The sequence below is a fragment of the Comamonas resistens genome, from assembly GCF_030064165.1.
In the GTDB taxonomy this organism is placed as follows: domain Bacteria; phylum Pseudomonadota; class Gammaproteobacteria; order Burkholderiales; family Burkholderiaceae_C; genus Comamonas; species Comamonas resistens.
This window is the reverse complement of sequence record NZ_CP125947.1, coordinates 509548-535126: the sequence shown is the minus strand read 5'-3', so window position 1 is coordinate 535126 and position 25579 is coordinate 509548. Positions and strand designations below refer to the sequence as shown.

At 60.6% G+C, this 25579-nt stretch carries 27 protein-coding genes; 9 read left to right on the top strand and 18 right to left on the bottom strand.

Features of this window, described 5'->3' with window-relative positions; genetic code table 11:
• Positions 1-77: 77 nt before the first annotated feature.
• Together QMY55_RS02460 and QMY55_RS02455 are read left to right on the top strand one after the other, a co-directional pair.
• Positions 78-1199 carry a hybrid sensor histidine kinase/response regulator gene (locus tag QMY55_RS02460; protein WP_283487133.1) on the top strand — a complete coding sequence of 374 codons (1122 nt, stop codon included), beginning with the start codon at positions 78-80 and terminating at the stop codon, positions 1197-1199.
• Positions 1200-1257: 58 nt separating this feature from the next.
• Positions 1258-1887 (top strand): response regulator, encoded by a 630-nt coding sequence (locus tag QMY55_RS02455; protein WP_283487132.1) that lies wholly within the window; start codon positions 1258-1260, stop codon positions 1885-1887.
• Between the two features lie 198 nt (positions 1888-2085).
• On the opposite strand, the gene fliR is transcribed toward QMY55_RS02455, so the two are convergent.
• The 13 genes from fliR to fliF all read right to left on the bottom strand — a co-directional run bounded on the left by fliR (position 2086) and on the right by fliF (position 13591).
• On the bottom strand, positions 2086-2850 hold the full coding sequence (gene fliR, locus QMY55_RS02450; protein ID WP_283487131.1) for a flagellar biosynthetic protein FliR: 765 nt from the start codon (positions 2848-2850) through the stop codon (positions 2086-2088).
• Positions 2847-3116, bottom strand: coding sequence for a flagellar biosynthesis protein FliQ (gene fliQ, locus QMY55_RS02445; RefSeq protein WP_283487130.1), 270 nt, complete (start codon positions 3114-3116; stop codon positions 2847-2849). Before fliQ ends, fliR begins: the two co-directional genes overlap by 4 nt.
• Before the next feature lie 152 nt (positions 3117-3268).
• On the bottom strand, positions 3269-4018 hold the full coding sequence (gene fliP, locus QMY55_RS02440) for a flagellar type III secretion system pore protein FliP (protein WP_283487129.1): 750 nt from the start codon (positions 4016-4018) through the stop codon (positions 3269-3271).
• Positions 4011-4406, bottom strand: coding sequence for a FliO/MopB family protein (locus QMY55_RS02435; RefSeq protein ID WP_407650679.1), 396 nt, complete (start codon positions 4404-4406; stop codon positions 4011-4013). Before QMY55_RS02435 ends, fliP begins: the two co-directional genes overlap by 8 nt.
• A 31-nt stretch (positions 4407-4437) precedes the next feature.
• On the bottom strand, positions 4438-4869 hold the full coding sequence (gene fliN, locus QMY55_RS02430) for a flagellar motor switch protein FliN (RefSeq protein WP_283487127.1): 432 nt from the start codon (positions 4867-4869) through the stop codon (positions 4438-4440).
• Positions 4859-5863, bottom strand: a complete 1005-nt coding sequence (fliM, locus tag QMY55_RS02425; protein ID WP_283487126.1) for a flagellar motor switch protein FliM — start codon at positions 5861-5863, stop codon at positions 4859-4861. Before fliM ends, fliN begins: the two co-directional genes overlap by 11 nt.
• Positions 5864-5878: 15 nt before the next feature.
• Entirely contained in the window at positions 5879-6427 is a 549-nt protein-coding gene (locus QMY55_RS02420) for a flagellar basal body-associated FliL family protein (RefSeq protein ID WP_283487125.1), read from the bottom strand.
• A gap of 199 nt (positions 6428-6626) precedes the next feature.
• Complete coding sequence (locus tag QMY55_RS02415; protein WP_283487124.1) at positions 6627-8048, bottom strand: flagellar hook-length control protein FliK; 1422 nt, start codon at positions 8046-8048, stop codon at positions 6627-6629.
• A 2-nt stretch (positions 8049-8050) separates the two neighbouring features.
• Positions 8051-8515, bottom strand: coding sequence for a flagellar export protein FliJ (locus tag QMY55_RS02410; RefSeq protein WP_283487123.1), 465 nt, complete (start codon positions 8513-8515; stop codon positions 8051-8053).
• A gap of 34 nt (positions 8516-8549) precedes the next feature.
• Positions 8550-9938 (bottom strand): flagellar protein export ATPase FliI, encoded by a 1389-nt coding sequence (gene fliI, locus QMY55_RS02405; protein ID WP_283487122.1) that lies wholly within the window; start codon positions 9936-9938, stop codon positions 8550-8552.
• The gene (locus tag QMY55_RS02400) at positions 9935-10762 is read right to left on the bottom strand and encodes a FliH/SctL family protein (RefSeq protein ID WP_283487121.1); all 828 of its coding nucleotides are present in this window, start codon (positions 10760-10762) and stop codon (positions 9935-9937) included. Before QMY55_RS02400 ends, fliI begins: the two co-directional genes overlap by 4 nt.
• Positions 10755-11750, bottom strand: coding sequence for a flagellar motor switch protein FliG (gene fliG / locus QMY55_RS02395; protein ID WP_283487120.1), 996 nt, complete (start codon positions 11748-11750; stop codon positions 10755-10757). The genes QMY55_RS02400 and fliG overlap by 8 nt, the downstream gene beginning before the upstream one ends.
• Before the next feature lie 134 nt (positions 11751-11884).
• The gene (fliF, locus tag QMY55_RS02390) at positions 11885-13591 is read right to left on the bottom strand and encodes a flagellar basal-body MS-ring/collar protein FliF (protein ID WP_283487119.1); all 1707 of its coding nucleotides are present in this window, start codon (positions 13589-13591) and stop codon (positions 11885-11887) included.
• Positions 13592-13764: 173 nt separating this feature from the next.
• Between fliF and fliE the strand changes: the two genes are divergently transcribed.
• Entirely contained in the window at positions 13765-14073 is a 309-nt protein-coding gene (gene fliE, locus QMY55_RS02385; RefSeq protein ID WP_283487118.1) for a flagellar hook-basal body complex protein FliE, read from the top strand.
• Positions 14074-14301: 228 nt separating this feature from the next.
• On the opposite strand, the gene QMY55_RS02380 is transcribed toward fliE, so the two are convergent.
• From QMY55_RS02380 to QMY55_RS02360, 5 genes are all read right to left on the bottom strand, one after another.
• Entirely contained in the window at positions 14302-14601 is a 300-nt protein-coding gene (locus QMY55_RS02380) for a flagellar protein FliT (protein WP_003059178.1), read from the bottom strand.
• A 12-nt stretch (positions 14602-14613) separates the two neighbouring features.
• Positions 14614-15027: a flagellar export chaperone FliS gene (gene fliS / locus QMY55_RS02375; protein WP_283487117.1), complete on the bottom strand. Its 414-nt coding sequence runs from the start codon at positions 15025-15027 to the stop codon at positions 14614-14616.
• A gap of 113 nt (positions 15028-15140) precedes the next feature.
• Positions 15141-16547: a flagellar filament capping protein FliD gene (gene fliD, locus QMY55_RS02370; RefSeq protein ID WP_283487116.1), complete on the bottom strand. Its 1407-nt coding sequence runs from the start codon at positions 16545-16547 to the stop codon at positions 15141-15143.
• 305 nt (positions 16548-16852) lie between these two features.
• Positions 16853-18052: a flagellin gene (locus QMY55_RS02365; protein WP_283487115.1), complete on the bottom strand. Its 1200-nt coding sequence runs from the start codon at positions 18050-18052 to the stop codon at positions 16853-16855.
• Between the two features lie 224 nt (positions 18053-18276).
• Complete coding sequence (locus tag QMY55_RS02360; RefSeq protein ID WP_283487114.1) at positions 18277-19476, bottom strand: flagellin; 1200 nt, start codon at positions 19474-19476, stop codon at positions 18277-18279.
• Positions 19477-19971: 495 nt separating this feature from the next.
• Between QMY55_RS02360 and QMY55_RS02355 the strand changes: the two genes are divergently transcribed.
• The 6 genes from QMY55_RS02355 to QMY55_RS02330 all read left to right on the top strand — a co-directional run bounded on the left by QMY55_RS02355 (position 19972) and on the right by QMY55_RS02330 (position 25517).
• Entirely contained in the window at positions 19972-21234 is a 1263-nt protein-coding gene (locus QMY55_RS02355; protein WP_283487113.1) for a flagellin, read from the top strand.
• A gap of 97 nt (positions 21235-21331) precedes the next feature.
• Positions 21332-21562, top strand: coding sequence for an acyl carrier protein (locus tag QMY55_RS02350; protein ID WP_283487112.1), 231 nt, complete (start codon positions 21332-21334; stop codon positions 21560-21562).
• Between the two features lie 17 nt (positions 21563-21579).
• The gene (locus QMY55_RS02345) at positions 21580-22617 is read left to right on the top strand and encodes a ketoacyl-ACP synthase III (protein WP_283487111.1); all 1038 of its coding nucleotides are present in this window, start codon (positions 21580-21582) and stop codon (positions 22615-22617) included.
• A gap of 7 nt (positions 22618-22624) precedes the next feature.
• The gene (locus tag QMY55_RS02340) at positions 22625-23389 is read left to right on the top strand and encodes an SDR family NAD(P)-dependent oxidoreductase (RefSeq protein ID WP_283487110.1); all 765 of its coding nucleotides are present in this window, start codon (positions 22625-22627) and stop codon (positions 23387-23389) included.
• A complete protein-coding gene (locus QMY55_RS02335) occupies positions 23386-24141 on the top strand; it encodes an SDR family NAD(P)-dependent oxidoreductase (RefSeq protein ID WP_283487109.1) in 756 nt (251 codons plus the stop codon). Before QMY55_RS02340 ends, QMY55_RS02335 begins: the two co-directional genes overlap by 4 nt.
• A 26-nt stretch (positions 24142-24167) precedes the next feature.
• Complete coding sequence (locus tag QMY55_RS02330) at positions 24168-25517, top strand: aromatic ring-hydroxylating oxygenase subunit alpha (protein ID WP_283487108.1); 1350 nt, start codon at positions 24168-24170, stop codon at positions 25515-25517.
• The last annotated feature ends 62 nt before the right edge of the window (positions 25518-25579 follow it).

The following is a 25579-nucleotide window of genomic DNA, read 5'->3' as shown; positions in this document are numbered from 1 at the left end:
CGTCATGCTCCGTGCAAGGAACCGGCTCCAGTTCGCCGCCGCAGCTTTCGCTCACGATTTGACGACTATTGCTTCCCATGTTCCAAAATGTATCTAATGATAGCGCCCTTGGCTATGAGCAATCGCAGGAACAGCGTGTGAAGATCCTTCATATTGAAGACTCTCCCGCCGATCAGACTCTGGCACGCCTGAGTCTCAAGCGCGGTCAATTACCCTGTCTGCTCACGACAGTGGACAGTCTGCAGGCCACCGAAGCGGCGCTGCAGGCGCAGAATTTCGACCTGATCCTGGCCGACTACCACCTGCCAGGCTTTACCGCACTCGACGTCTGGGAGCTGGTGCGCCGGCTGCCCGAGCATCCGCCTTTCGTGTTGCTGTCGGGTGCCATTGGCGAATCTGCCGCCGTGGACATCATGCGCCTGGGCATCAGCGACTACCTGCTCAAGGACCAGATCGCCAGCCTGCCTCATGTGGTCAAGCGCGCCCTGGAAGTACATGAAGCCCGGCGCGCCCGACGCCGCGCCATGCAGGAGCTGGCGGCCTCCGAAAAACGCCTGGCCGAGCTGACCGAGCATCTGCACACCAGCATCGAGCAGGAGCGCGCCGGCATTTCGCGTGAAATTCACGACGATATCGGAGGCTCGCTCACCGCCGTCAAATTCGATCTGGCCTGGATACGGCGCAACAGCCCCGAAGGTGGGCTGCGCGAGCACGCCCAATCCGCTCTGCAGATGCTGGAGCATGCGCTGGGGGCCAGCCAGCGCATCATGCAGAACCTGCGCCCGCCGGTACTGGACCAGGGCCTGCTGCCCGCCATTCAGTGGCTGGTGCAGGACTTCGAGCGCCGCACCGGCATTCCCGCCAGGCTCGATGTGCGCTGCCAGCAGGCCGAGTTTGCCCCCGCGCTGCAGGTTGTGGTCTATCGCACAGCCCAGGAGGCTTTGACCAATGTCAGCAAATATGCCCAAGCCAGCCAGGTCACGCTGGATCTATCCGATCACGAGGATTTTTTGACACTGGAAGTAACAGATGACGGGGTAGGCTTGAGCCCCGCAGATCGCGAAAAGCCCCAGTCCTTCGGCCTCAGAGGCCTGAATGAGCGTGCGCGCACCGTACAAGGCTGGCTGGATGTGAGTAGTCAGCCCGGTCGGGGAAGCTCTATCATCCTCACCATTCCTCTGACCGACATCAAAACATGAGCAAACGCAGTGCCTGTCCATGTTGCGACCGTCGGACTGTTTCCCTGGGAGAGCGACTTTGATCCACGTGGTGCTATGCGATGACCATGCCATCTTGCGAAGAGGCATACGCGACACCTTGGCCGAAGCCACAGACATCCGTGTCACCGCCGAGGCAGGCAGCTACGCCGAGCTGCGCGAGGCCCTGCGCGAAGCCGCCTGCGATGTGCTGCTGCTGGACATCAACATGCCGGGCCGCAGCGGCCTGGAAGTGCTGACCAGCGTACGGGAAACCCATCCACAGATCCGCGTCATCATGGTCTCCATGTACCCCGAGGATCAGTACGCCCTGCGCAGCATCAAGGCCGGCGCGGCCGGTTATGCCAACAAGGCGGGCGACCCGGTGCTGCTGATCGAGGCCGTGCGTACCGTTCATGCCGGCCGCAAGTACCTGACCGCCGAGGTCGCGCAGATGCTGGCCGACAGCCTGGCCCAGCCAGCCGCCCCCGTGCCGCACGAGGCCTTGTCCGAGCGCGAGATGCAGACCCTCTTGAAAATTGCCAGCGGCCAGCGCCAGACCGATATTGCGCAGGAACTGATGCTCAGCCCCAAAACCGTGAGCGTCTACCGGGCCCGGGTACTGGAAAAGCTGGGCTTGAGCAGCAATGCCGAGTTGACCGCCTACGCGATTCATAACAAGCTGATTTGACCCCCCTGAGGCGCTTGCCTAGGCGGCCCCGCGCCTTCCCCTAGCCGGGCGCCCCCCAGAGGAGGACGACAGCCTCGCTGCGCGGCGGCGCTTGTTCGCTGCCCCTGATCTGGATTGCGCCAGTTTTGAAGAAAATGGTCTCTAACGCTTACCTACTCTGCGCCAGCAGCTATCAAAACAGCTAAATCAGGCCTGCAACTAAACGCCAAAAATCGTCATGCCCTTTTGCAGCAAGGCCACCAGCGGCTGCTCCAGCAAGGGCAAGGTCGCGGTCAAACCCACCAGACCCACGGTCAAGGTGACCGGAAAGCCCACGGCATAGATATTCATCTGCGGCGCCACGCGCGAGATGATGCCCAGCACCAGGTTGACGAAGAGCAGCATGGCAATCATGGGCAGGGCAATCCAGAACGCACTGGAAAAGACTGCGCTGCCCATCTCGTGCAGACGCATCTGGGCAATGGCATGCATGAAGTTGCCATCGACGGGAAAAGCCTCAAAGCTCTTGAGCACTGCCATCAGCACCAGCAAATGGCCGTTGATGACAATGAACAGCAGCGTGGCAATCTGCACCATGAAGCGCGCCACCGCACTGAGCTGGGCATTGCTGGTCGGATCGAAGAACGACGCAAAGTTCAGACCCATTTGCAAACCGACGACTTCTCCGGCAACCTCGATCGCCGCCATCACCAGGCGCACGGCAAAGCCTACCGACAAGCCCACCACCACCTGCTGCACCAGCGTACCCAGCGCCTGGGGCGAGGCAATGCTGACCACGGTCTGATCACCCAATATGGGCTGAGCGCAGAGCGCCACCAGAAAGGCCAGCCCGACCTTGAGCCGCATGGGAATGGCCCGCTGAGAAAACACGGGCGCCGTGGTGAACAGCGCCAGCACGCGCACAAAAGGCCAAATCAGCGGCGACAGCCAGGCGGCAATCTGGGCTTCGCTAAAGGAAATCATCCCACCGAGCCTGGAATGCTTTCTATGGTGCGGCGAATGAAATCCACCAGCGTGGACAGCATCCAAGGCCCGGCCACAGCAAACACCAGCACCGCTGCCAGCAACTTGGGCACAAAGGCCAGCGTGGCCTCATGCACCTGGGTCACGGCCTGAAAGACGCTGACCAGCAAGCCCACGCCCATGACCACGCCCAGCACCGGCATGGAGATCATGAGCAACAGAGTCAAGGCCTCGCGGCCAAAGGTCAGAACAAATTGAGAAGTCATGACGCTCTCTTCAAAATTCAACGAATCCAATACGCTTGCAACTGGCGCGGCTCAATGTGCGAGACACCGAGGAAGGGCCGCCCCGCACCGAAGGTGTCGTCCCCCTTGGGGAAGGCGCGGGGCCGCCTAGGCAAGCGCCTCAGGGGGATCCGCTATGTTGCGAAGCTGGCGGCCAGCGACCCAATAATTAAGTTCCAGCCATCGGCCAGCACAAACAGCATGAGCTTGAAAGGCAGAGCCACCAGCACCGGCGAAAGCATCATCATGCCCAGCGACATCAGGATGGAAGACACCACCATGTCGATGACCAGAAACGGAATGAAGATCATGAAGCCGATCTGGAACGCCGTTTTCAGCTCGCTGGTCACAAAGGCGGGCACCAGCACGCGCAGCGGCGCGGTTTCGGCGGTGACATCGGCGTCGAGCTTGGCCAGACGCTTGAACAGGGCGAAATCCGACTGGCGTGTCTGCTTGAGCATGAAGCCCCGCATGGGAGCCTCGGCCTTTTCGATGGCCTGCTCGAAGCTGATGCTGTTCTGGGTATAGGGCAGGTAGGCATCCTGATAGACCTTGTCCAGCGTGGGCCCCATCACGAACATGGTGAGAAACAGCGACAGACCGATCACCACCTGATTGGGCGGAGCCGACTGCGTACCCAGCGCCTGACGCAGCAGGCTCAGCACGATGACGATGCGGGTGAAACCCGTCATCAACAGCAGGATGGCGGGCAGGAACGACAGTGCCGTAAAGAACAGCAAGGTCTGGATGGGCACGGAATAGCTGGTGCCGCCACCGCTCTGGCCGACCAGCAGCGGCAAACTGGCGGGTGCGCCCTGGGCGGCGGCCACCAGCGGCAACGCCAGCAAAAGACCCGTCGCCGCACGAGATACGAACTTAGTCATTTCCTGAATTCCGGGCAGATCCATCGGCCTGAGCCTGGATCAACGAATCGTTGAACGACGGCATGGCTGGTGAATGCGCTACATAAGAATGAGCTGCCTGCGCAGATGCAGCCTGCGTTTTCAGCACATGCAGGCATTGAATCTGCTGCGCCGTCACGCCCAGCACCAGGCGTACGGCCTCGGCGCCCTCGCCCACTTGCACCGTCATCACACGCTGCTGGGGGCCAATGGACAGCGTGCCCAGCACCTGCGATGGCAGCGGTGCGGCTCCGCGCGCCATGCCCATGCCGCGGGGCAGCAGGTTCTTTTGCTGCAAACGGCGCACCAGCCATGGCAGCGCTGCCATGGCCGCCACAAACAAGGCGACCAGGGCCAGCGTGGGCCACATGGAAGGAGCCGCTGCCGCGCCCGCTGCGTTCTCAACCACGGCTGACCCGGCGCAGGCGCTCGGACGGCGTGACCACATCGGTCAGGCGGATACCGAACTTGTCGTTGACCACCACCACCTCGCCCTGGGCGATCAGATAGCCGTTGACCAGCACGTCCATGGGCTCGCCGGCCAGCGCATCGAGCTCGACCACCGAGCCCTGTGCCAGCTGCAGAATGTATTTGATGGGTACCTTGGTGCGGCCCAGCTCCACGGACAGCTGAACCGGAATGTCCAGCACCATGTTGATGTCATGCACCGGCACATCGCCGTAATTGCGCGAGGCGTCGCCTGACAGCGGGCCGCCCTGCTCGGACATATCGGCTCCTTCTGCGGCCTGGTCATGCTGACGCTGCTCTTCCAGCGCCTCGGCCCAACCGGAAAACGGATCATCGCCCGCGGGCTTGTTGTCATCAATTGCCATGCTTCTCTCCCATCCAGCCGGACTCGCCGCCACGCAGGCTGCGCTCCACGCGGATTGCGTATTTGTCGTTGTGCGTGCCGTACTGGCACTCGAAAACCGGAACCCCACCGATGGAGGCGCGAATCAGCGGCTCGCGGTCGAGTTCAATGAAATCACCGGGGCGCATGGCCAGCAGCTGCTCCACCGTGGCGTCGGCACGGGCCAGCTCGGCCACCAAGGTCACCTCGGCGGCCTGAATCTCGCGCGTCAGCACCTTGACCCAGCGGCGGTCCACCTCGATGGCATCGCCCTGGGTGGACGAATACAGCACATCGCGAATCGGCTCCAACGTCGCATAAGGCATGCAGATATGGATGGAACCCGAGATATCGCCGATCTCCAGCTGGAATGCGGTCGAAACCACGATTTCGCTGGGCGTGGCGATATTGGCGAACTGAGGCTGCATTTCCGAGCGCTGATAGGCCAGCTCCAGCGGATAGATGCCATGCCAGGCTTTTTTGTATTCCTCGCAGACCACATTGACCAGGCGGTTGATCACGCGCTGCTCGGTGGTCGAAAAATCACGGCCCTCGATACGGGTCTGCAGGCGGCCCGTGCCGCCATACAGCGTGTCGATCACGCCAAAGACCAGCGAAGGCTCGCAGACGATCAGACCGTTGCCACGCAAGGGGCGGATGGCCATGATGTTGAAATTGGTGGGCACGGCCAGCTCGCGCAGAAAAGCGCTGTAGCGCTGCACCGTCACCGTGCCGACGGAAACCTCGGGGCTGCGGCGAATGAAGTTGAACAGGCCGATACGGAAATTGCGGGCAAAACGCTCGTTGACAATTTCCATGGTGGGCATGCGCCCACGCACGATGCGTTCCTGGCTGGAGATGTCGTAGCTGCGAACCTGGCCGAGATCGACCTCCACCACTTCAGAGCGCTGGCTCTCGCCGGTAACGCCTTCCAGAAGAGCATCAACCTCTTCCTGAGAGAGAAAAGAATCGCTCATGCATTTCCTCCCGGCTTACTGGATGATGAAGCTGGCAAACAGCACGCGGCGCACGGGGTTCTTGCGGCTGGAGCGGGGGCGATCCTCGTCCGCATCCTCGTCGTCACGCGCACGCTTCTTGGCATTGGCACCAAAGCCCAGGGGGGCGGACACCTCTTCCAGAATGTCGGCCGCCAGCTTTTCCTTGCCCTCGCGCGCCAGCAGCTCATCGGCCGTGCGCTGCGACACCAGCATCAGAATGCCGTTGCGGATGCTGGGCAGATATTGCTTGACGGTGGAAGCCGTCTTCTCATCGGCCAGCTCCAGCGTGATGCCCAGCTGCACAAAGCGATCGCCGCCAGGGTCCGAAAGATTGGCCACCATATTGTCCAGCGGCAGGAAAGTGGGCACCGTGACGGTGGCGCTGGCGCCCTCGTCACCATCTGCGCTGTTGTGCTGGCGCTGCATCATCAGCACATAGGCCGCAGCAGCCACAATGGCCAGCACGGCCACGATGGCCACGATGACAATCAGCTTCTTGCTTTTGGCAGGAGCGGCAGGGGCGACATTGGAGTTGGCTGACACGGCGGGTATTCCTCAAGAGTGAGGGACTGCATCCACCTCGCAGCCATTGCCACGACACGGAAGGTCCACGCCCGAATTATTCGCCGCGCGCCCCCTGGGGCATTGCCGGAATAAAAGCGAGAAACCCGGTTTGATCCCGGGTTCGACTCTGGCTTGTTACAGAACCCCGAGGTCGGTCTCGCGGCTTCAGCTTCCCCGATCAGACAAACAGATCGACCCCCGGGCGCCCGTCCGGCACGGTGTTGCGCTGTGCCAGAGCAGCGTCGGCTGGCAGCTCTGCCGCCCGGCTGCTCACACGGGCCAGCCGCGTCTGGGCCGGCTGCGCATCGGCGCCTCTGCGGCCCGCATCTTCAGCGCCGGCGCCTCCCGCATCCACACTGACTCCGGCCAAATTCAGACCCTGAGCCTGCAGCAGCTCGCCCAGCTGGGACTGGCCATCGGCCAGCAGCTGACGTGCCTGCTCATCATCCGCAGCGAAGCGCACATGCGCCTCCTGGCCGTGAAGCTGCACCTGAACCTGAATCGGCTTGCCCTCGTGCTGTATGGAAAGTGCGGCATTCTGCGTCTTCTGATGGACCCAGAAGGCGACTTGTTCGGAGACTTCCTGCTCGCGCTCGGTGGGTGTTCCAGGCCGGCCATCCATGCCCGCCTCGGAGTTCGCTGTGTCCTGGCCACCACCCTGCATATTCCCGCTGGATGCCCCCATGGCCAAGCCGGCCGCTGCCGCGACTGCCTCGTGCGATCCGGCACCTGGGCCAGGCTTGCCCACCGTCTCGGTTTCGGACGGCTGGGGTGAGCGCGCGGTTCGCAGCAAATCCTTGAGTTCCTCCAGCACCTGCGGCTGTACCGCCGTCATGCCCTGCAAGCTGATGCCCCTGGTTTCCACGCCCTGCGCCTTGCCATGCAGTACCGGCTCTGAGCGGGCGGTCAGAGCATCCTCTGCCTTGACGACCTGCGCACCCTGCTCCGTCTCCAGTAGCTGCGGATTGTCAACCGCAGACTGGAATGAGGTGGCGGCTTCAATATCAATAGCTGCTTGCGCCTGCCCCGTCTGGGTTTGATCGGGATTTTTCTGAATATCCTGCGTTTGCAAAGCCGCATGTGCGCTGGGAAGGCCTTGCTGCAACTCCTGCCTATGCGCCAGTTGGGTGATATTGCCCCGGCCCGACAGAAAGTCCGTGGTCACGCTCTGGCTGGCATCGCCCTTCGCATCCAGGCGCGCGGTCTGCCCAACCAAACTCAGATCCACATCGCTCTGAGAGTTCAGGCGCGTAGCCTGCTTCACCAAGCTCAAATCAACATTGCCTTGAGCATCCAGTCGTGCGGTCTGGCCCACCAGGCTCATCCATGGCGCATGTCCCTGAGCCGCCAGCAAGGCGTCTTCCTGCGCCAAGGTGCTCAGGGCCGGTTTTTCTTCCGGCGCATCTTCTGCCATCGCCGAATCCTCCGCCAAGCCGGCAGCAGCCAGCCCTGCCAGATCGTCCAGCGCAGCCAGTAAGACAGAAAACCCCTGGGCTTCTTCGCCGGCAGCTCCAGCACTTCGCACCGAGGACATGTATTGAGCAAGCTTTGCAGCTCGCGGCTCGCCGTTGCGGGGGGCATCAATCCGGGTATCCGTCATCTTCAGGCCTCCTGGAACTGCAGGCCCAGGCTGCGCCGAAAAAAGGCCATGGCCGCGCGCTCATCGGTTTCCTTTTGTTCCCGGCGCATCTGCACCAGGGCCATGTCGCGCTTGCGCACCTGCACCACTTTTTGCAGGCTGGTCACACGCAGCTCGGCCGCCAGCAATGCCTGGCGCGCCGTTTCCAGGCGGATGTCCTGATCGGCCACCACACGGGTCTGCAAGCCTATGGCGTGCTGCAGCCGCTCCATGAACTGATACTGGTGGTGCATGACCTCGGGCTGCACAGCCAGGCCCTCCTGTGCGCCCCAGCGGGCCTGCATCTCTGCCGTATAGCCTTGCAGCTGATCCATCTGCGCCTGGGCGGCCTGCCGGGCACTTTGACGCTCCAGCATGGCCGTACGAGCGGCGTCACGCTTGCGCTCTGCGGCTTCAATGGCGACATTCAATGCATTCAAGGACGACATCTGCGGCTACTCCCTCTGGCTAATTCGTTGACGCTCAGCCCTGCTGCATGGCCTGCGCCATGCCCGACAGGCTTTGCTCCATGCTGGAGCTCTCGAACATGCTTTGCTGCAGAAACCCGGTCATTGCCGGCTGCAGCGCAATCGCCTCGTCCAGTTGCGGGTCCGAGCCCGGCACATAGGCGCCCACCTGAACCAGATCACGGCCCTTCTGGTAACGCGAATAGACGGCGCGAAAGCGGCGCGCCAGCTCGAAATGCTCACGCGAGACCACGTTGTGCATGACGCGCGAAGCCGATTGCTCGATATCGATGGCCGGGTAATGCCCGGTCTCGGCCAGCGCACGCGACAGCACGACGTGGCCGTCGAGAATCGCACGGGCTGCATCGGCAATCGGGTCCTGCTGGTCATCGCCTTCGGACAGCACGGTGTAGAAGGCCGTGATCGAGCCCACGCCATGCAGACCGTTGCCGCTGCGCTCCACCAGAGCCGGCAGCTTGGCAAAACAGGATGGCGGATAGCCCTTGGTGGCAGGCGGCTCACCGATGGCCAGGGCAATCTCGCGCTGGGCCATGGCGTAACGGGTCAGCGAATCCATGAGCAGCAGCACATGCTTGCCCTTGTCGCGGAAATGCTCGGCAATGGCCGTGGCGTAGCTGGCGCCCTGCATGCGCAGCAGCGGCGGCGCATCGGCGGGAGCGGCCACGACCACGGCGCGGCTGCGGTCCTGGGCGCCCAGAATGTCCTCGACGAATTCCTTGACCTCGCGGCCGCGCTCGCCGATCAGGCCCACAACGATCACATCGGCCCGGGTGTAGCGCGCCATCATGCCCAGCAGCACGGACTTGCCCACGCCCGAGCCCGCAAACAGGCCCAGACGCTGGCCGCGGCCCACGGTAAGCAAGGCGTTGAGCGCCTTGACACCGGTATCGAGCGACTCGCGCACGGGGTCGCGGTCCATGGCATTGATGGGGTTGCGGTCCAGCACCTCGGGCACCACATCATCCAGAACGGGACCTCTATCGAGCGGGATACCTTGCGAATCCACCACCCGGCCCAGCAGGCCGTCCCCCATGGGCAAGCGCAGCACACCCACGGTCTGGCTGACCTTTTCGCTCTGCGGCACGCCCAGCTGAGGCACAGGAATGAAAGGAGCGGCAGGCGTGACCATGGCGCCGCTGGACAGGCCCTGGATATCCCCGGCCGGCATCAAAAAGGCACGCTCGCCGGCAAAACCGACCACCTCGGCCAGCACAGGCTCCTGCCCGGTCTGATGGATATGGCATTGCGCACCCACAGGCACGCGCAAGCCCGAGGCCTCCAGCACCATGCCCGTCAGCTTGGTCAGCCGACCATGACATTCCAGCGGCACAGGCTCGGCATAGCGCGAACGCGCCTGGGCCATGAATTGCTGCCAGGGGTTCATGCCTTGTCCCCGTCATACCATGTGGAAACCAAGCCCAGCGCCGCCACGGCGCGGCGCCAGCGCTTGTCCAGACCGCCGTCGATCTCGGCGCCACCGGACTCGACCTTGACATCGCCCACGGCGATGGAGGCATCGCCCACCCATTGAATACGGCTGTGCGTGCCATGCGCGGCCCGCAAGGGCTGGTCCAGCACTTCGTAGTCCGACGGATTCAAGCGCACGGTGACCGGGCGGTTTTCATCGACCAGCATGTCCAGCGCCTCGCGGATCACCGGCAGCAAGGCCTGGGGCTGGCTGCGCAGTTCCTGGCGCACCACCTGGCGGGCGATGTCGCAAGCCAGATTCAGCAGCTCCTGCGCCATGCCGGCCTGCATCTGTTTGAAGTTCTCGTCCAGCCCTTGCAGCACCTGGTCCACGCGCTGCGCACTCTCACGGCCCGCGCCACTGATATGGTCGTCCAGCCGCTGCTGCCACTGCTGCTGGGTCTGGGCACGCCCTTCGGCCAGCCCCTGGGCATGGCCCTCGGCACGGGCCTGTTCCAGCAATTGCTGCAGCTGCTCTTCATCGAAGGCCGGAGTCTGCGGCTCCTGCTGCGCCTCGTCTTCCACCTCTGGCCTAGCCGGGGCCTGATGCGTCAGCGTGGGCGAAAAACCATTGAACTGCTGGGGTGACCCCGCAGGAATGAAACCCGCCGATGGCTCCACCTTGAAGGCACCGCCTTGCGCATCCACCGCGCCAAAGCGCCACTGCACCACGGCGTTGTCGTCGATCTCTTCCTGCGGAATGAAACGGGAGTGGGAGCGCACAGGCTGGCCGTTAGACATAGCTGTCCTCCGCACCGCTGCTGATGGTCACCTGACCCTCTTCGACCAGACGGCGCACGACCTTGAGGATTTCCTTTTGCTGGGCCTCCACTTCGGACAGGCGCATGGGGCCGCGGCCTTCCAGATCCTCGCGCAGCGACTCGGCAGCACGCATGGACATATTGGCCAGGATCTTGTCGCGCACCTCCATCGAGCCACCCTTGAGCGCCACGATCAGCGTCTCCGACACCACCTCGCGCAGCACCAGCTGCACCGAACGGTCGTCGAGCTTGACCAGGTCGTCGAAGACAAACATCTTGTCCATGATCTTCTGCGCCAGCTCGGGGTCGTAATGGCGGATGGAGTCCAGCACCGCCACATCGGCGTTGCCGCCCAGCTGGTTGAGCATTTCGGCAGCGGTCTTGACCCCGCCCAGCGAGGTCTTGCGCACCTTGTCGCCACCGGCCAGCACCTGGAACAGCACCTCGTTGAGGTCCTTGAGCGCTGCAGGCTGAATACCCTCCAGCGTCGCCACACGCAGCATGACTTCGCTGCGGAAACGGTCAGGCAGCTGCATCAGCACCGCTGCGGCCTGCTCGTACTCCAGATGCACGAGAATGGCCGCCACGATCTGCGGGTGCTCGCCGCGCAACAGCTCGGCCACTGACAGCGGATCCATCCACTTCAGGCTTTCAATGCCCGAGATGTCACCGCCCTGCAAGATGCGGTCGATCAGCAGCGCGGCCTTGTCGTCACCCAGCGCTCGCTTGAGCACCGAACGCACATAGTCGCTGGCGTCGTCGACCAGCAGACTCTGGGAAGCGGCGTCGCTGGTGAAACGGTCGATCACAAAATCCACCTTTTCGCGCGTCACGCCACGCATGCGGGCAATCGTCTCGCCCAGCTTCTGCACTTCCTTGGGCGTCAGGTGCTTGAATACCTCGGCGGCCTCTTCCTCACCCAGGGAGACCAGCAAGATGGCAGCGTCGTTCAGGCCTCTGTCGTCCATATCCAAACTCTCTATTCAGTTATTCAGGCGCCAAAAGTCGGCGCATCCCAAGTCGGAGACACCAAGCAAGGGGCATCCCGCGCGACGGTGTCGCCCCTCTCGGGGAAGCGGTGCTGCCGCTCAGGGGAAGGCACTTATGCCCCCTCTCCGTTAATCCATGTCTTCACGATATTTGCCACCGCGATCGGGTTCTGCTTGGCTAGGGCTCTGGCCTGATCCATGCGCACCTGTTCCTTGGTGGGGGTCAGATCGGTTGCCGGGGCTGGCAAGGCGGGACGATCCAGCGCCTCGCCCTCGATGGCATTGAGCTGGCTGCCAGGCGCTGCCTTGCGCGACTTGAGCAACGGACGCACCAGTCCCAGCAGCACCAGAGCACCAAACAAGGCCAGCGCAATCGGCACACCCAGGCTCTTGGCCATGGCCTGCATTTCAGGGTCTTTCCACAGCGGCAGCTCTGCAGGTGTAGCCTCGCTCATGAAAGGGGCACTGACCAGATTCACCGAATCGCCACGATCCGCGCTGTAACCCACGGTCTCGCGCACCAGCGTCAACAGCTGCTCTTGCTGCTGCGCGGTCAGCGGGCGCATGCCTGAGCTGACAGCCGCCGCATTGGCTGCGGTTGCCGCGTCGCCGCCGGCGGGCACGGCCAGCGGCGCATTGACCACCACGGCCGCCGTCAGGCGCTTGATATTGCCGGTGCTGCCACGCGTGACCTTGACGGTCTTGTCCACCTCGTAATTGGTAATGGACTCACGCTTGCTGCCCTGGCTGCCGCCCTGACCGCCACCAGCGGCCTGCGGCGCGGGATTGGCGCCATTGATGGGCGCGGTGGAGTTCTGGGGTGGCTGGTTGCTGGTCGCGCCAGGTACACCGGTAGGAGGAGTGGCCGTTTTTTCGCCATTGGTCTCCATCACCTGCTGGCTGCGCACCGCGCCACCATCGGCAGCCTGATTGGGGCGATGCTGCTCCGACGTCGATTCGGTCTGGCTGAAGTCCAGCTCGGCTGAGACCTGGGCCTTCACATTGTTCTTGCCGACCACAGGCTCCAGGATGTCCAGAATGCGGCGCACATACTGCTGCTCCACCTGCTGGGTATAGAGGAACTGCTGCATGTCCACGCTGCCGGCCGTACCGTCTGGCGACTGCGACAGCAGCTTGCCGGTGTCATCGACCACACTGACGGCAGCCGGGTCCATCTCGGGCACGCTGGAGGCCACCAGATGCACGATGCCGGCAATCTGCGCGCGGTCCAGCATACGGCCGGGGTGCAGGCTCAGCAGCACGGAAGCCGAAGGCTTTTGCTGCTCGCGGAAAAAACCGTTCTGATTGGGCAGCGCCAGATGCACGCGTGCGCTTTGCACGGCATTGAGCGCCAGGATGGAGCGCGTCAGCTCCCCTTCCAGACCGCGCTGGAAATTCAGGCGTTCCTGAAACTGGGTGATGCCGAACTTGCTGTTCTCCATCAGCTCGAAGCCCGTCACCGAGCCCTTGGGCAGGCCTTGCGTGGCCAGCTTCAGGCGCACATCGTGCACACGGTCTGCAGGAATCAGGATGGAGCCGCCGCCCTCGCTGTACTTGTAGGGCACGTTCATCTGCGTGAGCTGCGCCACGATGGCACCACCATCCTTGTCGCTCACATTGGCAAACAGCAGCTTGTAGTCCGGCTGGCGGTAGAACACCGCTGCGGCCACCAGACCCACGGCGACCAGGGCGGCAAGCGCCCCCCAACGCAGCCGCTGACCACGATCGAGCGCATTCCAGCGCTGCGCGAGCGCAGGGCGGGCCGGCTGCGCGGAGCCGGGCATGGCATTGGGGACAGGGATTTCAGCAACAGCAGACATTTGAATTCCAAGGTGTCAGACCCCACACGAGGTCTAGCGTCCTGTGGATTATTCGGATTCGGCCTCGCCGCGTTCCCCCGATAAGCGCGCCGTTTCACCCATTTATCCCCCGTCTGCAGAGCACGGGAAAACCTAGGATTGCACCCAATCAATCTTCCAAGCTGGATATACCCATGGACCTCAAGATTCCTGCACTCTCTCCCGCTCAGCTGGGCAGCCAGCTTGGCAAGGTCGGCGGCTCTCCATCACCCGTTGCCGCTGGCGGCTTCGGCCAGGCCCTGCAAAGCGCGCTGCAATCGGTCAGCAGCGCACAAAACCATTCCACCCAGTTGCAGCGCGAAGTGCAGCTGGACAACCCTGCCGTCAGCCTGGAGCAGACCATGGTGGCCATGCAGAAGTCACAGATCGGCTTCCAGGCCACGCTGCATGTACGCAACCGCCTGGTGCAGGCCTATTCCGATGTCATGAATATGCAGGTGTGAGCGCGACTCATCCCTGAAACTTTTGCCCTCCAAGGCTTGCCCGCATGTCGGAAGACATGCGGGCTTTTTGTTATGCCCAGACGAGCAGCAGGTACTCCGCCATTAAATTGATAGCTTGTAGCGCTTGAATCCACAGGGTTTGAAACCAATTTGGCATAGATATTCAAGCACCAACAGAAAAGCCCTGGTGCATTGCTGCAGCAAGGCTTTTGCTTGAGTGGCTTGCAATCAGTGCATTACATGCGGCTGACCGTCGAACATATGCTCGAAACTTGCAAGCCAGGGCTCGGCCAGCACGCGAATCTGGGCATCGTTGCGCAAGATGCGTTGCATGATGCGCGCCTTTTCCTTGCGCAGTTCGGGCGCCAGCTTTTCATCTCGCGAGCGAAAGCGCAGCTGCTCGATCAGCACGGCACAAGTGCCCTCATAGCGCGCAACACCATCCCAGTCCTTGGCCTGGGCGGCTTGCAGCATCTTGGCACTGCTTTCCTCAATGGCGCGATAGAAGTCGATCAATGTGTGCTCCATATATGCATAGCATTACTGCCCGGCCACTGCCGGAGCGGAACCGATTTCCTGCCAGCCCTGGGCCACAGGCTCGACCAGCGCCACCACCTCTTCCACCGCCTGCACATCGTTGCGCAGATTGGCATAGGTCAGGCGCTGGATGCAATAGTCGTACAAAGCCCCCAGATTCATGGCCAGCTCACCTCCTTGCTCACGGTTCAGACTGCCCTTGAGGCCTTCTTCCAAAATGCGCACGGCTCGGCCCAGTTGAGAGCCCTTAACCTCCACCTCGCCGCGCTCAATGGCGCCGCGCGCAGCATTCAGGTGCTGCAACAGCCCCTCGAACAGCATCTGGATCAGACGGTGGGGCGATGCGCTTTCCACGCCAGAATGGGCACTCACCTGGCGATAGGCACTCGTGGCACGGGAAAAAGAGGGGGAGTACATGGCAGGCTTCCTTGTCAACGGCGTACCTTGTGTATCGGCAGCCGCTCTGCAAAATCAACTGTTTTTTGAATCCGAGCAAAACTTCGGACTCATCTCGTGCAGCAAGTCTTGTCTTACTTGCTCTTGTTCCAGGCCGCAATCTGGTTCTGCATATAGGTGTTCAGCGCGGTAATCGACGCCATCTGCGAATCCAGCGCCGAGTATTGCCTCGACAGCTTGGCCTCCAGCGTCGCCGCGCCCGCATTCACCTTGTCCTGGTCCTTCAGGTTGTTCTTCTTGCGCAACTCCAGCGCATCCGACTTGCTGTTCAGCGTGCCGTCATAGGCCAGCAGCTCATCCGTGAATTTCTTTAGGCCCACGGCAATGCCGCCACCCGAACCATCGCTGGAAGCCTTGGCCGCGAACAGCGATTTGAGCGCATCGGGAGAATCCATGGCCTTGTCCAACTTATCGGACTTGGTGATCTTCAGGGAGCCATCCTTGTACTCGATACCGATGTCAGCCAGACGCTTGAGCCCACCTGAGGCGTTGCTTGCCGTCCCGCCCAGTAGCGAACGCAGGCTGCTCTGCAAGCTCACCGTGGACGAATCACCCTGGAAAACACCCGATGGATCCTTGTCATCGGTTGCGGAAACCGTCTTGCCGTTTTCATCACGCATGCCCTTGGTGGTCTTGCTCAACAAGTCATTGAGCGCATTGAAGGCATCGATGAAATCCTGAATGTTCTTCTTGGTTCCCGCCTTGTCGGCGGTCACGGAAACGCGCGCAGGCTTGTCTGCCTGGGTTACTGGATCGACCGTCACTTGGCTCACCGTGATCTTCAGGCCCGGCAGCACATTGTCGAAATTGTCCGTGCTCGACGCCTGCGTCACGCCGTTGATCTTGATCAGCGCATCCTGGGCATCCTGGCCAAGCGGGGTCGAGAAATTCCCCACAGCGCCGGTATCGCTCACATCGAACTTCGCATCATTCCCTGTAGCCTTGGAACGCAATACCAACTGCTCCTTGCCGGCGCCGTCGCGCATCACCAGGGCCTGCATGTCACCGGCCTGCTCATTGATCTTCACGGCCAGCGTGGTCAGCGTGTCGCCGCTGTTGTACTTCACTTCCACCGGCAGCGCTCCGGTCTTGGCCCCCTGAATGGTCAGCATTCCCGCTGTACCTATTTTCTGGTCCACATCACGCGAAGCGCTCACCGAGGTCTGCGACCGTGCTAATTGCGTCACCGACACGTCATACGTCGCAGCGCTGGCAATGCCCGATACCGTCATAGACACCGCCGGGTTGCTGGAGCTAATGCTCATCGAGTTCCAGCCGCTGTCGCGCGTGAGCTTGGCGTTTGCATCGGCCAGGGTGTTGGTCAGCGACTTGATCTGGGCATAGGTTGAGATCTGGGTCTGAATCGTCTGCTGCCTGGCCTGCAATCCCTGCAAGGGCTGCTTCTGCAACGCCACCATCTTGGAAATGATGTCGGAAACATTGAGGCCACTGCCAATACCGATAGAGGAAATACCAGCCATTTCATACTCCTTGCGGCAACGGACTCCTGTAGCCCATGCCAATCACTGCGGCACATTTTGAGCCAAAGCAGGACAAGTCAAAAGCGCGAAAAGCAGCATGAGGCCTTGCCTATCGCTGCCTTGAGCACCCCAAAACATGGCTTACCCGCGCTTTTTTCGGCAACCACCGCAAAAACTTGAGGCGTTTTTGTCTCCCAAAAACAAAAAAGGCGGTCTTGCATCGGCAAGACCGCCATCAAAAGCAAACTTTCACAAAAGCTTGCTAGCGCCTGCCCTCATAGAAGCGGCGCCAGCAAGTACCGCCATTAGCGCAGCAGGCTCAGCACTTGCTGCGGCAGTTGGTTGGCCTGTGCCACCATGGCCGTACCGGCCTGCTGCAGGATCTGCGTGCGGCTCAGGTTGGCGGTTTCCTTGGCAAAGTCGGCATCGGTGATACGACCGCGGGCTGCCGAGAGGTTCTCGGACTGGATATCGATATTCTCCGTCGCCTTCTCGAAGCGGGTCTGAATCGCACCCAGCTCACCTCGGGAAGCATTCACCTTGTCGATGGCCTTGTCGATGCGCTGCAGGGCATCCCAGGCGCCGGACTGGCTAGAGATGTCCACCGTATCGATGCCCTTGCTGCCAGCTTCTTCGATGGCGCCAGTCGCCACATCTGCCGAGGCAATGCTGCCGCCCGTGTCGATCACTACCTTGGCCAGATCATCGCCGTCAGCCGTGTTTTCGGTGGCGCGCAGCTCGATTCCGTCCTTCTTCTCATTCAGGAAAGCCGTCACACCGGTGTCAGCCGTCTTGCTGTTGATGGCAGCAATCACCTTGCCCAGGGCTTCGTCCTCGGTCACATTGACGTCTTGCTTGATCGTGGCAGTGACCTTCGTGCCATTGGCGCCAGTGATGTCGATCTTCACATCGCCCTGCGAGATTGAAGCCTGCGCATCGGTTTTGACGGTCGCAGCGACCAGATCCGTCGTAGCCTTGCCGTAGGTGGAGTTGCCCAGTTCAGCCACTTTGGTGTTGGCCAATGCGCCCACGGTGATGTTGTCGCCCGAGTTGGCGCCCACTTGAAACACCGCGCCGGTGAAGTTCCCGTCCAGCAGCTTGGCACCGTTGAAGCTGGTGGTCTTGGCCACGCGGTCCACTTCGTCACGCAGTTGCGACAGCTCGGCCTGCAGGGCTTCGCGGTCGGACTTGCTATTGGTGGCATTGCCTGATTGCACGGCCAGTTCACGCATGCGCTGCAGCATGTCACCCACCTTGCCCAGCGCGCCTTCAGCGGTCTGCGCCAGCGAGATGCCGTCGTTGGCATTGCGCGAGGCCACGGACAGGCCACGCACCTGGGTGCTCATGCGCTCGGCGATAGCCAGGCCGGCCGCATCATCCTTGGCGCTGTTGACACGCAGACCCGAGGACAGGCGCTGCATGGAAGTCGCCAGCGAGTTGCCAGACAGCCCCAGATTGCGTTGTGCATTGATGGACACAACATTGGTGTTAATGGTCATTGCCATTTGAGTTTCCCCTTGTTTCTAACGCTCACTCTGTGATACGGATCTCGATGGCGACGGGCCCACGCAGAACATGCACCAGTCGTTCTCCAGCTCCTTTTTTCCAGGCAGTCTGGCTACCCGTTCTTTTCAAGGCCCTGCAACCCGCGCTGGAGGTTTGCATTGCAACGCCTTGGGTTTCTATGCCGGGCCTTGGCGCAAGAGCGCAGCGTCAAGGCCCATTCCGACTACTTCAGCAGGCTCAGCACTTGCTGGGGCAGTTGGTTGGCCTGTGCCACCATGGCCGTACCGGCTTGCTGCAGAATCTGCGTGCGGCTCAGGTTGGCGGTTTCCTTGGCAAAGTCAGCATCGGTGATACGGCCTCGGGCTGCAGAGAGGTTCTCACCCATGATGTCGATGTTCTCGATGGCCTTTTCGAAGCGGGTCTGCACCGCACCCAGCTCACCTCGGGAAGCATTCACCTTGTCGATGGCCTTGTCGATGCGCTGCAGGGCATCCCAAGCGCCGGATTGGGTACTGATATCCACCTGATCGATACCCTTGCTGCCACCCTCAATGGCAGTGCCAGCCGTCAACACATCCATCGCTGCCACGCTGCTGCCCGTGTTGATCGCAATCTTGGCAATATCCTCGCCATCCTGCGGCTTTGCCGTGGCACGCAGTTCAATCTGAGTCTTGTCGTCGCTCAGGAAGGCCGTCACACCGGTGTCGGCCGTCTTGCTGTTGATGGCAGAGATCACCTTGCCCAGAGCTTCATCCTCAGTCACATTGGCGTCTTGCTTGATCGTGGCAGTGACCTTCGTGCCATTGGCACCAGTGATGTCGATCTTCACATCGCCCTGCGAAATCGAAGCCTGCGCCTCGGTTTTGACAGTCGCCACAGCGATATCCGCCAACTTGCCATAAGCGGACTTGCCCAGCTCATCCACCTTGATGTTAGCCAGCGCGCTTACGGTAATGTTGTCGCCCGAATTGGCGCCTACCTGGAACACGCCGCCGGTGAAAGTGCCGTCCAGCACCTTCTGTCCGTTGAAAGTCGTGGTCTTGGCCACGCGATCCACTTCATCACGCAGCTGCGATAGCTCGGCCTGCAGGGCTTCGCGGTCGGACTTGCTATTGGTGGCATTGCCGGACTGCACGGCCAGCTCACGCATGCGCTGCAGCATGTCGCCGACCTTGCCCATTGCGCCTTCAGCGGTCTGCGCAAGGGAAATACCATCATTGGCGTTGCGCGAGGCCACGGACAAGCCACGCACCTGGGTGCTCATGCGCTCAGCGATAGCCAGGCCGGCCGCATCATCCTTGGCGCTGTTGACACGCAGGCCCGAGGACAGGCGCTGCATGGAGGTGGCCAGCGAGCTGCCCGAGAGGCCCAGGTTGCGCTGTGCGTTGATCGAAACAACGTTGGTGTTGATGGTCATTGCCATGATGAATTTCCCTTACGCAGACGGTATTGATGAATGGTTTGCTTGGTTGCCGGAGCCTTGCCTTGACAGCCTCTTTGGGCTTTGCCTGCCGCTTTGAGCGACTTGCCTGCTCCGTACAACCCAGTTATCGGGCTGTATTTTTTTTTCTTTAGCGTTTTTTCATTTCATCCGCTGCAAGTCACCGAAGAACTGGCAGCACCCGGCAAGCACATGGCGATATCTGCAATATTGATAGCATCACTCACTTAACAGTCCATGCACTGAGGCTCTTTGCCCCATATCAGCCCATGACTGCAATCAAGACCACTTGCGCCTGGGCTGCGAGACAAAGCACAGGGAAGCTACAAGAAGACGGGGATTTGGCGCTTTATTCGGTCGTATGCCAGCCCGCCGTTCATAGAAGAATCCTCTCATCGCTAGGTTTGCCAATCGCTTAACCGGTGTCTTTGGTCACTGCTGCGATGCTCCAAGCCCTAATTCCGGAGGTTTCTAGACATGGCTGCGACCATCAACACCAACATCATCTCGATCAACGCCCAGCGCAATCTAGCCCTCTCGGGCAGCTCGCTGGCCACCTCCATGCAGCGCCTGTCTTCAGGGCTGCGCGTCAACAGCGCCAAGGACGATGCGGCCGGCCTGGCCATCGCCGAGCGCATGAACACCCAGGTGCGCGGCCTGCAAGTCGCATCGCGCAATGCCAACGACGGCATCTCGCTGGCGCAGACCGCTGAAGGCGCGCTGGGCAAGGTGGGTGACATGCTGCAGCGCATGCGTGAGCTGGCCGTGCAGGCGGGCAACGCCACCAATAGCAAGAGCGACCGTGAAGCCCTGCAAGCCGAAGTCAAGCAGCTGTCTGCAGAAATCGACCGCGTGGCCAAACAAACCAGTTTCAACGGCCAAAAACTGCTGGAAGGCAGCTTTGCGGGCGCCGTGTTCCAGGTGGGTGCCAATTCGGGTGACAACATCACGCTGGGCGCGCTGGCCGATACGCGTTCGTCCAAAATTTCATCGGTGTCCTACGCCCAATCGAGCGCCCCATCCGTTGTCACAGCTCAACCGCTTGCAGCCTCTGCCCCTCTAGGCAACTTCAGCGTTGCGGCCACCGATCTGACAGTCACGGTTGGCACCGGTACACCTGTCCAGTTGGGCCCTTTGTCTGCCGCATCCAGCCCCCAGGAGCGTCTGGGTCAGGTCGTCGAGGCCATCAATAACAAGTCCTCCGATACCGGTGTGACGGCCTATCTGACCAAGATCGACGGTACGGAAAACTTCAAGGTGGAAATCCTGTCCGGCAAACTGGATAGCAACGGCGACCCCATGAAAGTTGCCTTTGGCGGAGCAGATTTCCTTGCCACCAACACCGGCCTTGACCCTGCAGACAACCCCACGGGCATCAGTATCCCTGGCGGAGCCACGGATGCCAGTTCCGTCAGCAAGGCACAGGGCATTGAGGATATCGATGTGAGCACCCAAGCCGGCGCCTGGGTCGCGCTCAGGAAGATCGACAGCGCCGTCGATCAAATCAATAGCGCCCGCGCCACACTCGGCGCCATGCAAAGCCGCTTCGAGAATGCAGTGAACAATATTGACATCCAGTCCGAAAATCTCTCCGCCGCGCGGGGTCGTATCGTGGACGCCGACTTTGCCAAGGAAACTGCCAACCTGAGCCGCACACAGATCCTGCAGCAGGCCGGCACAGCCATGGTGGCCCAGGCCAACCAGATTCCTCAGCAAGTGCTGCAATTGCTGCAAAAATAAGAGACTTGCGGTGCCTGCCCCGCAGGCGCTCGCAAAAGACCCTGGGCCGCTTGTTCGCCATGGCTAACAAGCGGCTTTTTTACAGAATCGGCTCATCATGTCCTCTATCACCATCGACCAATTCATCGAAAATTTTCTGACCGCCGTGGACTTCCAGGAGTCCGTGGAGGTGACGCCCGACACCGAGCTCAAAAGCCTGCCCGAGTGGGATTCGCTGGCCGCGCTGGGCGTGATCGTGATGTTCGATGTGGACTACGGTAAGACCATTACCGGCGACGATCTCAAGACCTGCGTCGCCCTCAACGATCTCTACAAACTGCTGGGCTAAACCCGGAAAGGCACCCCATGGCGCTGTCTACACTGCACAACGTCCGCTTTGCGGGCATGGCAAGCTGCGTGCCCAAACGGATAGTTTCCAATCTGGAGGACTGCCCGCCTTCTCAGCGCTCCGAGCGCGAGCGGCTGGTACGCAATATCGGCATTCAGACCCGGCGTATTTGCCCCGAGTGGCAGACCTTTTCAGATCTGGCCTTTGTCGCAGCCGAAAAGCTGCTCGCAGATTTGCAGTGGCAGCGCGAGGAAATCGATGCGCTGATCGTCGTGACCCAGTCGCCCGACTACTTAGTTCCAGCTACAGCCATCATCTTGCAGGATCGCTTGGGACTGCCGCACTCCACCATTGCCTTTGACGTGAATCTGGGCTGCTCGGGCTACCCGTTCGGCCTGCATCTACTAGGCAGCATGATTGCGGCAGGCGGGGTGAAGAAGGGGCTGCTGATGATCGGAGACAAGAGCCTGAAGGTCAAAGACCCGCTGTTCTCTGATGCAGGCACAGTGACCGCACTGGAATTCAGCGCCGATGCCCCACCGATGCACTTCGACCTCAACAGCGACGGCAGCGGCTACCGGGCCATCATGCTGCCTGTAGGCGGCCACCGCGAGCCTTATGGTCCGCAGCACCACATCCCCACGCGGGACGAACATGGCAATCTGTCAGGGCCGGACTATCTTCGGCTCGACGGCCCCTCCGTTCTGAGCTTTTCCACACAACGCGTGCCGCCTGCTGTGGAACGAGTGCTCCAATACGCCAACGTGTCCAAGGACGAGGTGGACTATTTCGTTTTCCACCAAGCCAACCGGATGATCAACGAAACCATCCGCAAGAAGCTGGGTCTACCTGTAGAAAAGGTGCCCTCCTCACTGCATGACTTCGGCAACACCAGCGGTGCATCGCTACCCGTCACGATGAGCGCCCGCCTGCACAGCGCGCTGGACGGCACCGCGCACAAGCTAGTGCTGGGCGGCTTCGGCGTTGGGCTGTCGTGGGGTACCGCCATTGTGGACATTGACGACGCGAAGTTCTCCCCCATGCTCGAAGCCTAGCTGAAACATGGCCCCATTTCCTGATCCTTTTTCCCTGGCTGGCAAACGCATTCTGGTCACTGGTGCCAGCTCCGGCATAGGTCGGCACACAGCAATTGCTTGTGCGAACATGGGTGCGCAATTGCTCATCACGGGCCGCAATACCGAGCGACTGGCTGATACGCTGGCTGCGCTGACTGGCAAAGACCATCAGTCCATCACTGCGGACCTGACACGCGCAGAAGACTTGACAATCCTCACGGCCCAAGCGGGCCCGGTAGATGGCATCGTGCATGCGGCAGGCATCTCCAAACTGGTGCCATTGCGCATGCTGAAGCCAGCGCACCTAGATGAGATGTTCAGCCATAACACCTATGCTCCCATATTGCTGACCAAGGAGCTGCTGGCCAAGCGACAGATTCGGCCCCAAGGTTCGATTGTTTTCATATCCGCCCTCGCTTCGCATACCGGCCCCATGGCCAGTGCCGCCTATGCCGCTAGCAAGGGGGCTTTGCTGGGTGCCATGCGTGTACTAGGCCGAGAAACGGTCAAGCAAGGCATTCGCGCCAACTGCATCGTTCCCGGCTATGTGCGCACGCCTTTACTCGACGGCTTGGGACAAAACGGCGGCAATATGGAAGAGCTCATGCATATGGCTCCCCTGGGCCTAGGAGAGCCCGAAGACATTGCCAACGCCGCCATATTCTTCCTTTCTCCGTCCAGCCGATGGGTGACTCGCAATTACTTCATCATTGACGGTGGCCTGATGGTTCCTTCGGACATCTACGCATGAGCACTTGCGACCTCAACCCCACCGCAGCGGCCTTTTCGCTTCATGGCAAGAACATCCTGGTCACGGGAGCCTCCTCCGGCATCGGTCGGCAGACCGCCATTACCTGTGCCCAGCGCGGTGCCCGCATCATCGCCACCGGCCGCGATGCCACGCGCTTACAGCAAACCATGGATCAGTTGCACGGCCAGGGACATGTGCAAATAACGGCCGACTTGACCATTTCCGACGACCGCAACCGCTTGGCTCTGGCGGCCGGCAGCCCCATCCATGGGCTGATTCACTGCGCGGGACAACAAAGAATCTGCCCCCTGCGCCAATTGACCGAAGACATCATGACGCAGATGTATGCAGTCAATTTTCTGGCGCCTGTGATGCTGACCCAGCAATTGCTCTATACCAATGCCATCGCCCCCCAGGGCTCCATCGTGTTCCTGCTCTCAACGGCAGCGCATATCGGCACACGCGGCGTCGGCCCATATTCCGCCATGAAGTCGGGGCTGCTGGGCATCATCCGCTGCCTGGCTCTAGAGCAAGCCAAGCGCAAGATCCGCGTCAATGGCATATCGCCATCCACCATACCCACCGCCATGTGGGGTGCCGAACACGACATGATCGAGGCCGAAAAGGCCCGCCACCTCCTGGGTCTCGGAACTCCCGAAGACGTGGCCAATGCGGCAGTCTATCTGCTCTCCGATGCCAGCCGCTGGGTGACTGGCACCAGCCTGCTGATGAATGGCGGTGCGATGCTTTGACAGGGAGAAAAGACAGAGGACCCGCATTGCCTGCCAGCTACAGCGCCTTCCCACACAAAGCCAAGGTTCGGATCCGGAAGCAGCAAGCCCCCTGGTTGGAAGCTAGCCAAAAGCCGCCCCATCGGCCGGCCACCACCTATAAGGTCATCTCTCAAATACCCACCGATAAAACCATAGCTATCTGCAATTGCCCTCTTTGGGTTTGTGAGCAATTTGACCTGAAAACCGCCATGCAATCCCGAATGCTCCCCAAGTACTACCTGGACCAAGAGATCTTCAAGCGTGAGCAGCACAAAATCTTCCGCAAGGTCTGGCTGTTTGCGGGACTGAAAACACTGCTGACTCAGCACAACGCCTTCATCACACGCAAGATCGCAGGCATTCCAGTCGTCATCCAAAACTTTCACGGTGAACTGCGCGCCTTTGAAAACGTCTGCCTGCACCGCAGCGCGCTGATTCAGACCGAGCCTGTTGGCCGCCGTCCGCTGGTATGTACCTATCACGCTTGGCGTTATGACGAACAAGGGCAGGTCGCACATATACCTGATTGCGATGGCATCTACCGTTTCGACGATTCAGAAAAATGCAGCTTGAAACTGCGCCGGTTTGCGCTGCGCGTAATCGGCAATCTGTTGTTCGTCAATCTGGATCCGCAGCCCATGCCGCTGGAGGAACAGTTCTCACCTGAGTTTATTGCCTCGCTGGAGAGCAGCTCCAATGCCTATGACACCGAGGTCATGGTGACCACATGGCGCGGGAAATATAATTGGAAACTAATCTACGAGAATTACCGTGATCCTCATCATGTCAATTTCGTTCATCCCAAGACCATATCAAAGGAAATTAAATTCAAGCCATATTTCTATAGTATCCTAATTCAGGAGTCGATGGATTCCCTCTCCGATTCTTCGACACAAAATCTCTGGCAAGAAATGCGCCGCTTTAGCGCAAAAGGCCCAGCCACCCCTTTAGAAATAGCAAAAAACTTCAAATGGCATGACTTTGTGGAGCGCTGGGGAAATGAAGATGTTTATTACCATTGGATGGCCTACCCCAATTTGCACATTGTAAGCACCAACGGCGGACACTCCTTCACCATTGAACACCATACACCTATATCTCCCGATTGCACGGACATGGAGATATACCGTTTCACTACAAAAAAGAAAAATAATTTTAGTTCCTCCAGTGCAGTATTGCTTGCTGAAATGCATGGTAGCAAGCAGGTTCTTGGAGAAGATGTAAAAATCTTAGAAAATGTACAAGCGGCTTTACATCCTCATGCACCCAAACCAACTCAAGGTGCTTATGAATACATGAACCGGCTGGTGGAACGCTGGTATAGCACTCTGATGGAGACGGAACATGGCCTATGAATTGGATAATACCAGCATTTTGCACACGGAGCGGATTGATATGCCTCCAGAGCGCCCTCTCT

What these genes read in the sequence shown, in the direction of transcription:
- fliR (WP_283487131.1), bottom strand. Translation starts at nt 2,850, where the DNA reads ATGATTTCCTTTAGCGAAGCCCAGATTGCCGCCTGGCTGTCGCCGCTG.
- fliF (WP_283487119.1), bottom strand. Translation starts at nt 13,591, where the DNA reads ATGTCTGCTGTTGCTGAAATCCCTGTCCCCAATGCCATGCCCGGCTCC.
- QMY55_RS02360 (WP_283487114.1), bottom strand. Translation starts at nt 19,476, where the DNA reads ATGGCAATGACCATCAACACCAACGTTGTTTCGATCAACGCACAGCGC.
- QMY55_RS02350 (WP_283487112.1), top strand. Translation starts at nt 21,332, where the DNA reads ATGTCCTCTATCACCATCGACCAATTCATCGAAAATTTTCTGACCGCC.
- QMY55_RS02460 (WP_283487133.1), top strand. Translation starts at nt 78, where the DNA reads ATGTTCCAAAATGTATCTAATGATAGCGCCCTTGGCTATGAGCAATCG.
- QMY55_RS02415 (WP_283487124.1), bottom strand. Translation starts at nt 8,048, where the DNA reads ATGACGGATACCCGGATTGATGCCCCCCGCAACGGCGAGCCGCGAGCT.
- QMY55_RS02340 (WP_283487110.1), top strand. Translation starts at nt 22,625, where the DNA reads ATGGCCCCATTTCCTGATCCTTTTTCCCTGGCTGGCAAACGCATTCTG.
- fliP (WP_283487129.1), bottom strand. Translation starts at nt 4,018, where the DNA reads ATGACTAAGTTCGTATCTCGTGCGGCGACGGGTCTTTTGCTGGCGTTG.
- fliD (WP_283487116.1), bottom strand. Translation starts at nt 16,547, where the DNA reads ATGGCTGGTATTTCCTCTATCGGTATTGGCAGTGGCCTCAATGTTTCC.
- QMY55_RS02355 (WP_283487113.1), top strand. Translation starts at nt 19,972, where the DNA reads ATGGCTGCGACCATCAACACCAACATCATCTCGATCAACGCCCAGCGC.
- QMY55_RS02380 (WP_003059178.1), bottom strand. Translation starts at nt 14,601, where the DNA reads ATGGAGCACACATTGATCGACTTCTATCGCGCCATTGAGGAAAGCAGT.
- fliQ (WP_283487130.1), bottom strand. Translation starts at nt 3,116, where the DNA reads ATGACTTCTCAATTTGTTCTGACCTTTGGCCGCGAGGCCTTGACTCTG.
- fliM (WP_283487126.1), bottom strand. Translation starts at nt 5,863, where the DNA reads ATGAGCGATTCTTTTCTCTCTCAGGAAGAGGTTGATGCTCTTCTGGAA.
- fliG (WP_283487120.1), bottom strand. Translation starts at nt 11,750, where the DNA reads ATGGACGACAGAGGCCTGAACGACGCTGCCATCTTGCTGGTCTCCCTG.
- fliI (WP_283487122.1), bottom strand. Translation starts at nt 9,938, where the DNA reads ATGAACCCCTGGCAGCAATTCATGGCCCAGGCGCGTTCGCGCTATGCC.
- QMY55_RS02410 (WP_283487123.1), bottom strand. Translation starts at nt 8,515, where the DNA reads ATGTCGTCCTTGAATGCATTGAATGTCGCCATTGAAGCCGCAGAGCGC.
- fliN (WP_283487127.1), bottom strand. Translation starts at nt 4,869, where the DNA reads ATGGCAATTGATGACAACAAGCCCGCGGGCGATGATCCGTTTTCCGGT.
- QMY55_RS02345 (WP_283487111.1), top strand. Translation starts at nt 21,580, where the DNA reads ATGGCGCTGTCTACACTGCACAACGTCCGCTTTGCGGGCATGGCAAGC.
- QMY55_RS02435 (WP_407650679.1), bottom strand. Translation starts at nt 4,406, where the DNA reads ATGTGGCCCACGCTGGCCCTGGTCGCCTTGTTTGTGGCGGCCATGGCA.
- fliE (WP_283487118.1), top strand. Translation starts at nt 13,765, where the DNA reads ATGGACCTCAAGATTCCTGCACTCTCTCCCGCTCAGCTGGGCAGCCAG.
- QMY55_RS02365 (WP_283487115.1), bottom strand. Translation starts at nt 18,052, where the DNA reads ATGGCAATGACCATTAACACCAATGTTGTGTCCATCAATGCACAACGC.
- QMY55_RS02400 (WP_283487121.1), bottom strand. Translation starts at nt 10,762, where the DNA reads ATGTCTAACGGCCAGCCTGTGCGCTCCCACTCCCGTTTCATTCCGCAG.
- fliS (WP_283487117.1), bottom strand. Translation starts at nt 15,027, where the DNA reads ATGTACTCCCCCTCTTTTTCCCGTGCCACGAGTGCCTATCGCCAGGTG.
- QMY55_RS02335 (WP_283487109.1), top strand. Translation starts at nt 23,386, where the DNA reads ATGAGCACTTGCGACCTCAACCCCACCGCAGCGGCCTTTTCGCTTCAT.